Source organism: Rhodospirillales bacterium (assembly GCA_016872535.1).
Taxonomy (GTDB): domain Bacteria; phylum Pseudomonadota; class Alphaproteobacteria; order Rhodospirillales; family 2-12-FULL-67-15; genus 2-12-FULL-67-15.
In genome coordinates this window covers 1-9,379 of sequence record VGZQ01000098.1, presented here as the reverse complement: position 1 = coordinate 9,379, position 9,379 = coordinate 1, and the positions used below count along the sequence as shown (strand labels likewise).

Annotated in this window: 5 protein-coding genes and 1 pseudogene; 3 read left to right on the top strand and 3 right to left on the bottom strand. The window is 60.2% G+C overall.

The genetic code is table 11. The annotated features are described in order from the left end of the window. Nucleotides 1-626: 626 nt before the first annotated feature. Together FJ311_14615 and FJ311_14610 are read left to right on the top strand one after the other, a co-directional pair. On the top strand, nt 627-2,177 hold the full coding sequence (locus tag FJ311_14615) for a radical SAM protein (protein ID MBM3952671.1): 1,551 nt from the start codon (nt 627-629) through the stop codon (nt 2,175-2,177). A 1-nt stretch (nt 2,178) separates the two neighbouring features. Next, a complete protein-coding gene (locus FJ311_14610) occupies nt 2,179-2,835 on the top strand; it encodes a hypothetical protein (protein MBM3952670.1) in 657 nt (218 codons plus the stop codon). Here FJ311_14610 and FJ311_14605 read toward each other — a convergent pair. Both FJ311_14605 and FJ311_14600 read right to left on the bottom strand, forming a co-directional pair. Further along, nucleotides 2,801-3,628 (bottom strand): glycosyltransferase family 2 protein, encoded by an 828-nt coding sequence (locus tag FJ311_14605; GenBank protein MBM3952669.1) that lies wholly within the window; start codon nt 3,626-3,628, stop codon nt 2,801-2,803. The two genes, FJ311_14610 and FJ311_14605, sit on opposite strands and share 35 nt — an antisense overlap. After that, a complete protein-coding gene (locus FJ311_14600) occupies nt 3,625-5,481 on the bottom strand; it encodes a class I SAM-dependent methyltransferase (GenBank protein MBM3952668.1) in 1,857 nt (618 codons plus the stop codon). Before FJ311_14600 ends, FJ311_14605 begins: the two co-directional genes overlap by 4 nt. Here FJ311_14600 and FJ311_14595 point away from each other — a divergent pair. Then, complete coding sequence (locus FJ311_14595; GenBank protein MBM3952667.1) at nt 5,181-7,055, top strand: glycosyltransferase family 39 protein; 1,875 nt, start codon at nt 5,181-5,183, stop codon at nt 7,053-7,055. The two genes, FJ311_14600 and FJ311_14595, sit on opposite strands and share 301 nt — an antisense overlap. A gap of 15 nt (nt 7,056-7,070) precedes the next feature. On the opposite strand, the pseudogene galE reads toward FJ311_14595, so the two are convergent. Next, nucleotides 7,071-8,122, bottom strand: a pseudogene (galE, locus tag FJ311_14590) (UDP-glucose 4-epimerase GalE). Nucleotides 8,123-9,379: the final 1,257 nt, after the last annotated feature.

Here is a 9,379-nt window from a genome sequence, read left to right as displayed (position 1 = left end):
TTGAACGACCCGCAGAAAACGCACTTGCGGCCCCGCTCAAAGTTGGCCGCACACCCGAAAACCCTCGAACCCCCTATAACCATGCGCCTTTCCTCCTAGCACATGGTTACGAATCGCCCTAATTACCAAAAATTATGTGCCTCCACTTTCATGATTTCGTCAAATACGGCCTGATGGAATTCCGGCGGCTCGAAGTCTCCGGCCGCATCGACGAACGTCGGGAATCCGCTCCTGACATTGGGCGCGAAACCGCACTTCGGACAAATCCATTCCTTCGCGTCGAATAGGTATTCGCAAGAAACACAGCGCTTCATGGGCTTGGGTTTCGTTCCGGTCATTAAGAACGGGAGCGGTCAAATCGTTAATAAAAAACACTCGGGCGCCGCGAGTTGGAGCGAAACTCGGAAAAAGCGAATATGGTTGGCACAATTTTCCGGAAACGAAATTCCTGTCGCCAAATCGATCGCCCTTCGGGATTTCGGGTCTTTTCGCCGACGCGGCTCGGACAATTATTTTCCTTTTATTAACAGTCCGCAATCAATTATGATGCCCCCGTAAAGCGTTTTTTCGGGAACACATATCGGACGGAGTTGAAAATCCAGTCCGTAACGTGGCCGCGTTGCCGCATGGCGAGAATTCTTCTCATCAATCCGTCCTACGAGCCGTCCTACGGCGGGACCAAGGTCGGGATCATCAATCCGGTCCACCCGACCCTGGGTCTGGCAACGATCGCGGCCACGGCGCGGGCGAAGGGCCACCAGGTCAAGATCCTCGATCTGTCCTGGCGGCCCTACGACTTCGCGTTCGTACGCTCCGAAGTCGTCGCCTGCAAGCCCGACATCGTCGGGATCACGGCGACGACGCCGTTGATGAATCAGCTTCGCGACATCAGTGTTTTAGTCAAGGACATCTCGCCTTCCATCGCCGTCGTCGGCGGCGGGCCGCACGTTTCAGCGCTGCCGGTCGAATCCATGCACGAATCCCTGATGGACGCGGTTTTCGTCGGCGAGGCCGATTATACCTTCGCCGACTATTGCGACGCCTCCGATCCGGCCACGGTCAAGGGAATCCATTACCGCAAGGGCGACGACATCGTCTTCACCGGGCTGCGGCCGCTGATCCAGAATCTCGACGACCTACCGATGCCGGCGTGGGATCTTTACGACACGCGCGATTATCACCGCATCTCGCGTCTGGTCGCGCGCCGGCGTCCCATGACCATCGCCGAATTTTCGCGGGGATGTGTCTTCAAGTGCGATTTCTGCGCGTCGAAGACTACCGCCGGACTCGGCTACCGGAAGAAAAGTCCAGGACGCTGCGCTGAGGAAGTCAAGCGCATGCACGCCCTGGGTTTTCGGGAATTCTGGCTCGCCGACGACATCTTCACTTCGGACCAGGAATGGGCGACGCAAGTGGCCGAAAAGATCATCGAGGCCGACACCGGCGTTCTCTGGACCTGCCACAACGGCATCCGCGTCGAAAGCGCGGATCGGCGCATGTTCCACGCCATGCGCAGGGCAGGGTGCTATCGCGTCAATTTCGGATTCGAATCCGGGAACGATGCGATCCTCAAATCCTTCGGCAAGGGCGGCAAGGCGTCGGTCGAACAGGGCCGCGTCGCCGTCAACCTCGCGCGCAAGGCCGGACTCGACACGTCGGGTTCCATGCTCCTCGGGCTTTCCCACGATACCGAAGACACCATGAAGGACACGATCGAATACGCGCGCCAGCTTCCCCTTGACATGATGAAGTTTGGCGTTTGTATCGCCTTTCCCGGAACCCGCATGTTCAAGGAATACGCCGCACAAGGGTTGGTCCGCTCATATAACTGGGACAGCTATTTCTTCTACACCGACGAAAGCCTGTTCGTTCACCGCAACCTGACCTACGACAAGATCCGCGAATACATAAACTACGCCTACAAGCGCGCGATCCTCTTTAATCCAGGTTTCGCTTGGCGGCGGCTGTTACGCGGCATCCGCACCGGCGAATTCTTCTGGGACGCGTATTACGCGCTTAAGTATTTCATGACGCCCGCGTCGCGTTCGGCATTGATGTCGCACTATTACGCGCCCGATCGTTGGCCGGTGTACAACTTTGAGGCCAATCCCCCTGCCGACGAGCCGCTATGGCAGATCGTCCGCAAGAGCGCGCCCGAGGTCCAGGCGGCGGAATAGGATGAGCCGCCCGTCCGCGATCCTGATCGTCCGTTCGGGCTCTCGACTCAACGCCGAAGCGACCGACGCCGTGGGGCGGGAACTCGACCTGCGTCACGTTCTCGAATCCGCCGATGGCGACGCCTGGGTCGGCCGCCTGGACGGACTAGAGGGCCGGTTCGTGTTCAATTTCCTGTCCGACCGGATTCTCAAGGGCGGCGTGCTCGCGCGCGAAGCGGTCAATTTCCATCCCGCGCCGCCCGAATACCCCGGCCGTTCGACCGCGAGCTACGCGTTGTTCGACGGCGCTCGCGACTTCGGCGCTACTGCGCACCGCATGACAGCTGCGCCCGACAGCGGCGCTATTCTCCTGGTGCGTCGCGTTCCGATCCTACCGTCCGACGGCTGTGCTGATCTGGCGGCGCGGGCCGAACGCGCGTGCCTGGACCTGCTACGCGAAACCGTGGCCTACGTCGCCCGCACTGGGTCACTGCCCGTACCGTGTGGCGAAACGTGGAAACGCAAACCCTACACACGCAAGGATTTTGAGAAATGGCTGGTCCTGGATCCGTCCGATCCGGACACTTTCGAACGGAAAATTCGTGCCGCCCAGCATCCCATCCATCCGGGGCCCTACGTTTTCGTCAATGGGCACCGGTTTTCTTTGGATGAATCCTAGAGCGTACGCAGGGGCGGTAGGGCTCGGTAGTAAGGCTTGCGCCCGGCTTCAATGTAACCGTTTTTGGTCCCCGCTTGAGCCAAGTGGTAGCGAAAGCATAAGCGTACCAGCGCAGATAAGGCACGATCCAGGGCAGAATCTTGAAATTGCTGCGTCCCATTTTGCGCTCGAACCATTTGGCCGGGAGCTCTTCGATTCGCCAGCCCAAGCGATGTGCTTTGACCATCATCTCGAAGGTGAAGGTAAAACCTTGGCTCGATTCGACAGCGACAGTGTCAAGCAGGCGGCGAGAAAACAATCGAATGCCATTGGTCGAATCATGAGTCGGCAGCCGCGCCAAGTGATACAGCGTGGCGTTAGCAACTACCGTTAGCATTTTTTTGTACCAGCGACAGCCAATCATGCAGCCATCCTTCATGAATCGGCTGCCGGTGACGATATCGCAGCCGTCTTCAAAACGCGCGACCATCGGTTCGAACAGGCTGATATTGAAATCGTCGTCACCCATCCAACAAAATACTGCAGGCGCTGTCGAAGCGTTAAATCCAGCGAGGATGGCGGCATGAACCCCGCGACCAGGATTACGTACTAGTACGATATTTACGTCGGTTCGGTGTTCCCATGTGGCGATCGCCGTTAATGTAGTATCTTCCGGAAAATCATAACAGATCAGAACTCGGAATGGCCGTCGAATGTGCCGGCGAAAAGAATCTAGAACCAGAATAATATTTTCCCCTTCATTGTAGACGGGAATGACGATATCAACAGCCAGCATTGTGGAAAGCTTCTTCACGGCCGAATTGTGGGTGAAGGAAGGGGGATGATGAACTTGCCGCCGCGCCTGATGAACTCAGCGTTGGCGAGAAGAAAGTCGGCGTAGTTCCAGCTCAAGAGCAGGGCATGGGAAAAGCCCATCTCAAGGAACGCTTCGTCGCCGACGATCGGGATGTGGCTGCCCGGCGTCAGCTTGCCGATTTTGAGCGGGTTGTTTTCCGCCGCGGCGACAATCCGGTCGGGGCCGAGGCCCATGGTGTTGAGCAAGGTGTTGCCCTTGGCCGGGGCGCCGAAGGCGCCGACTGTGTGCCCTTGCGCGATCAGCCCGTCAATAAGGGCGAGGACTCTGCCGCGCACCCGCGCGACGCGGCGGGCGAAGGACGCGTAGGTTTCCTGGCGCTTCAGGCCCCAGGCATCCTCGGCGGCGAGCATGGCGGTTACGCCGTCCTCGACCGGGCGCGGCGATTCGGCCCGAGCGGCGAACAGACGCAAGGCCGGACCCGAGGCGCCTGAGCCCGCGCTTTCGACGCGGAACGCCTTGAGCCCGACCCGCTCGAACAGGACAACGAGCGGCGTCAGCGCCAGGTAGCACAGGTGCTCGTGGTAGATGGTGTCGAAGTAGCACTGCTTGACCATGTCGCGCAGATAGGGGAACTCGACGATGTAGACGCCGTCATCGGCGAGCAAGGTCCGCACCCCGGCGGCGAACGAGACAATGTCGTCCACATGGGCGAAGACGTTAGTGGCGGTGACGATGTGGGCGCGGGCATGGCCGCCAACTAGGCGAGCGGCGAGCTCGGCGGTAAAAAACCCGTGCACGACCGCGAAGCCGTCGCGGCGGGCGTAGTCGCCTGCTGAGGACGGCTCGACCCCGAGCAGGCGATAGCGGCCCGGAGGATAGCGGCGCAGCATGATGCCGTCGTTGCAGCCGATGTCCACCATCAGCGCGCCCTCGGGCGGGGCAAAGGCGGCAAGCGCGCCGTCAATCAACCCCTGGTAGTGGCGCCGGAGCGAGCCTGAGGTCGAAGATAGATAGAGATAGTCGTTGAAGATATCTTCGGCAGCGACGACGTGGCGCAGTTGCGACAGGCCGCAGTGGAGACAAAGATACATTTCCAGGGGAAAGGCCTGCTCGCGGGCGACGTCCTCGGGCGCGATGAAGCTGTTGGATGGCGGCTGGCAGCCGAGGTCAAGGATCCGTATCAGATCGGATTTTCCGCAAATCCGGCAGTCGTTCCGCACGTTCAGGCGAAATGCATGAAGAGGGGTCAAGCTGCGAACCACTTCCTGATAGGGAGATGCAAGTTTCGCAACAATAGCCGGGGGATGGCGTCCGGGACAAGCACACCGCCGACCGAAGGTCGTTGACATATACGCGGCCGCGCGATCATAACCGGTTCGGGCAGACCCATGAGCGAACCAGCACGCGAATCGCGCACGGGCGGCGTCAGAAGCGAAGACGCCCTGGGCATCGTTGGCGCGTGGATCTGGATCGTAATCGCTACCGCCGTCTACCTTTGGCAATACCGCGATATGACCGGCCTCATCCTTGGCGCGCTGGGATTTGGCGTATGACCGCGATCGTTCCGATCTTGGAGTTATTGTCATGTCTCGGGTACGGTGCCGCGTTTCTTCGGCTGTTCGGGCGCGGGTTTGCTCCGGTCGGCACGCTCGGGTTGGCAATGGCGTTCGTGATCGGGCTCGGCGTCCTGGGATGGTTGATGTTCTTCGTTGGCGCTGCGGGTTTATTTCAGGATCCGTGGCTGTGGGCGGTTCTGCTCGCGGGGTTGGCGGGACTTCCTTTGCTCGCTCCGTCCTGGCGTGACGTCGCCTGGGAACGCCCCGATGCAATGGGCATGCTCCTACTTGCATTGTTGACCATCGTTTTCGTTCTCGACGGGCTTGAGGCGCTGGCGCCGCCCGCCGATGCCGATTCACTTGCTTACCATTTCGCGGTGCCACGCCAATTTATCCGCGCCGGCGCGCTGGAGTTCATTTACCGTTCGCCGGACGGCGCAATTCCGTACTTGCTGCAGATGGGGTATGTGCCTGCACTCGCGCTCGGCGGCGAACGGGCGCTGACGGCGTGGACGGGGGTGACGGGTTGGATCGCGGTTGGGGCCGTCTATGCCTTCGCCCGCCCGTACCTATCGCGCAATTGGGCGCTGGCGCTCGCACTGGTTTTTGCGACGTTGCCGGTCGTCCTCTACGGCGCTGGCACTGGCCAAGTCGAGACGCGGCTCGCCCTGTTTGCCGTAGTGTCCGCCTGGGCCGCTGGCAAGGCGGTTGAAGGTGGCGATGCGCGATACGCAGCGCTCGCCGGGGCGGTGGCCGGGTTTTACGCTGGCTCCAAATATCTCGGCCTGCTCTATCTCGTTGCAATCGGCGCGTGTCTACTGTTCCATCGCCGCCGTTTCGCGTTCGGCGCGCTGTTCAGCGTATTCGCCGCGTTCGCCGGATTCCAATGGTACGCCTGGAACGCGATACACACCGGCGATCCCGTGTTCCCGATGCTGTTCCAATGGCTCGGGCGCGAAAACCTCATCCAATGGCCACTCGCCCACGATCGCTATTTCCAGCTTTTCCTGGAAGGCGACCGTCCCCTCGAGCGGAACCCGTTTAACCTGATCCTGTACCCGTTTCTAGCGACCCTACATGCTCCGCCCGAAACCGAGGCCAAGCTGATCGGTCTCGGCCCATTCGGCCTTTTAGTGCTGCCGTTTGCCGTTCTTGGCGCTTGGCGGATCCGCGACCGCATTCGTCCCGGCGTGCTTTGGTCGTTCGTGGTGGCCGCTGGCATATTTTACGTGCTTTGGTTCGTTACCGGTTCGTCCCAGCGGGTACGCCATTTGCTGCCGGTCGCACCGCTGTTGTTGATCGCGATGACAGTGGCGGCCGAACGCTTGACCCGAAACTCCGGTATGCGGCGGCCTCTGCTTGTGGCGTTCGCCGCGACGGTCGCCATCCAGCTAGCGGGCGCAGGGCTGGTCGGAATGAAATTCGTCCGCCACGTCGCGAGCGGCGACGATCGGGAAGGCTTTCTCCAGCGGTACGTCTCGTATTACGCGCCGGTTCCCTGGATCAACGCTAATCTGAAGACGTCGGATCGGCTTCTAATCGGCGAACGGCAGCTGTTCTATTTTCTTAACGTGCCGTTTCTATTCGCGTCGCCGTTCGCCCAGGGCGAAATCGATCTTCGGCCGGAACAAACCGATCCTTCGCGGCTGCTGGCGGATTTATGTGCAGCCCGCATCACCCACATCCTCCTGCGCCAGGATGCCTCGGGGACCTATGCGGCGATGCCGGCGATGGTCGCATTGGCGCGCGGTCCAGCGCTAGTCCGGGTCCAAGAATTCGCGGTACGCGTTGTCGGGCTCAAAACTCTTCCGGGAACGGTCTCCGAGGCGCGCATGGATATGTTGCGTCTCGTCGGATGCCGTGGGTAACGGCTTTCGGGCGCGTCAGGACGTGGCCCGCAGTTTTTCCTCCCAGGCGATGGCCGAAGCAACGATCTCGTCTAGGTCGTTGTGCCGGGGCCGCCAATCGAAAGTGTTCCGGATCCGCGTGGCGTCCGCCACCAGTACGGGCGGGTCGCCCCGACGACGCGGCGCGACGGCGAGCGGCAATTTCCGCCCCAGTATGTGCTCGATCTTGGTCAGGACCTCGCGCACCGAATATCCATGCCCGTAGCCGCAGTTGAGGGTCACGCTCACGTCCCGCCATCCAAGTGCCTGAGCGCGGCGAGATGCGCGTCAGCCAAGTCCGACACGTGGACGAAATCGCGTACGCAAGTGCCGTCGGGTGTATCGTAATCGTCGCCATAGATGTTCATTTGATTACGAGCGCCGACGGCAACTTCTGCGGCGATCTTGACCAGATGGGTAGCGGTCGGCTGACATTCGCCGCTGCGTCCTTGCGCGTCGGCGCCGGCAACATTGAAATAACGGAGAGCTGCGATACGCAAACCGCAGGCGCGTGCGGCGTCCTGCAGCGCCCATTCGATGGTTAACTTGGTTCGCCCATAGGGGTTGATCGGGCTTGTCGGCGCGTCTTCGTTGATCGGACAGCGATCGGGTATGCCATAGACCGCGGCGCTGGATGAAAAAACAAACGATTCGACACCTGCGGCTATACAGGCTTCGATCAGTGCCAAACTGGCGGTGACGTTGTTGCGGTAGTAGCGCAATGGTTCGCTGGTCGATTCGGAAACGATGATCGAACCCGCAAAATGCATGACGGCCCGGCAGCTATGATCAGCTAGCACTCGGCGGATCAGCATCCCGTTGCCGACATCGCCCCTCACAAACGGAACACCGTCAGGCACCAAATCGCGCCGCCCGGTCGAAAGATCGTCGAGAACGACAGCCGCGTGACCGGCATCCCTGAGCGCCAACACGACATGGCTTCCGATGTAGCCCGCACCACCGGTGACGAGAAGGAGGTCATTGCAAGAATGCTCGAATGAAACGGATCGGAATGATGGGCGGCCAGTGTAACCGAAGGTAGGCGCCACCGCCTGGCTATTTCAGCCGTCCAATGTGTGTTAACCCCGGAACATGTGCTTGTTTATCTTGCCGCTTAGCGTAACTCTAATGTCTCGACCGCCGATAATAAAGGCATAAAACGAGAACCGGAGCGCACATTGTTTCCGTGTGGGAAAAACCGTCGATCCCGCTCCACCCAATAGCAGAATAACGCGCGTGGATCATCCGTGGGCGTGGCGTTGGGCTTGGTCAAACAACTTGGCGGCGCGCAAAAGCTTCGCCTTAATCGCGGCAGGCCTTTTGATGTTGCCGGGGTTGCAGACGCGTGGAATGTCGGGGTGACGGCATATGGCGCCGGTCGCGGTGTATGGTGCGTCGAGTCGTGCCGCATCAGCAGCGCGCCTTAGCGCTCAGGATCGCATATCAGTGGTGACTCGCTCGGCATCGAGTCCAAACCGTTAGAGATTTCTTCCGAGTAGATCGACGCGTATAACCCTTCGTCACGTTCGATGGCATTGTCAAGCCGCGCAGCTCGCGTATGCACGGCATGAAGTGCTCGCAGCGCGGTCTTGCATGGCGCTTGTCCGATAGTAAAAGTTCATGCCGCGAACCGCCATAGAGTCGCCGTGTACGGAATGGAGGGAACTGGTTTTGTGCTATGAGATTCTTTAGAATGCACGGCCGTACCTTTCCGGACATTCACGTTTCCAGGTGGTTGTATTGCGCCCCAGTTTATTTCTCGTTGTTGCCTCCGGACTAGCCCTTCCACTCGCCGTATTCGCTCCCAAGGGGATGGCGCCGCTGTTCGCGTGCGTCACGGCGTTCGCATTCGCAGCCCATATTGCGGTGCGGCGGGCGTCAATTCCGATCCCGAGACGCATAGCAATAGCTTTCGCGGCGTTTCTCGTTTTGACGGCAGCAAGCGCAGCATGGTCGCTCACGCCGGGACGTTCCGTGTCGGCGACACTGCCGTTGACAGGGATATTCTTATCGATTGTCGGATTGCTGGGGCTTGTTCGTGAATTCGACGCGGCAGAGCGGTCGAGGCTCGGGATTGCGCTCGTGACCGGAATGATCGTAGGCATGGGGCTTCTGCTGATAGAACGGGGCTTCGATCGGCCCATACTTGGCGCCGTGACCGGCTGGACCGGTTGGCGTGGAGACACGATGTCTTTCACCTTGAAGCCGGTTGCCACGGTCGCGGCCTTGTTGGTTTGGCCGTTCGCGCTAGTCTTGGCGCGACGGTTTCCGCGTATGTCTGTGCCGGCTGCTGCCGGTGTGATCGC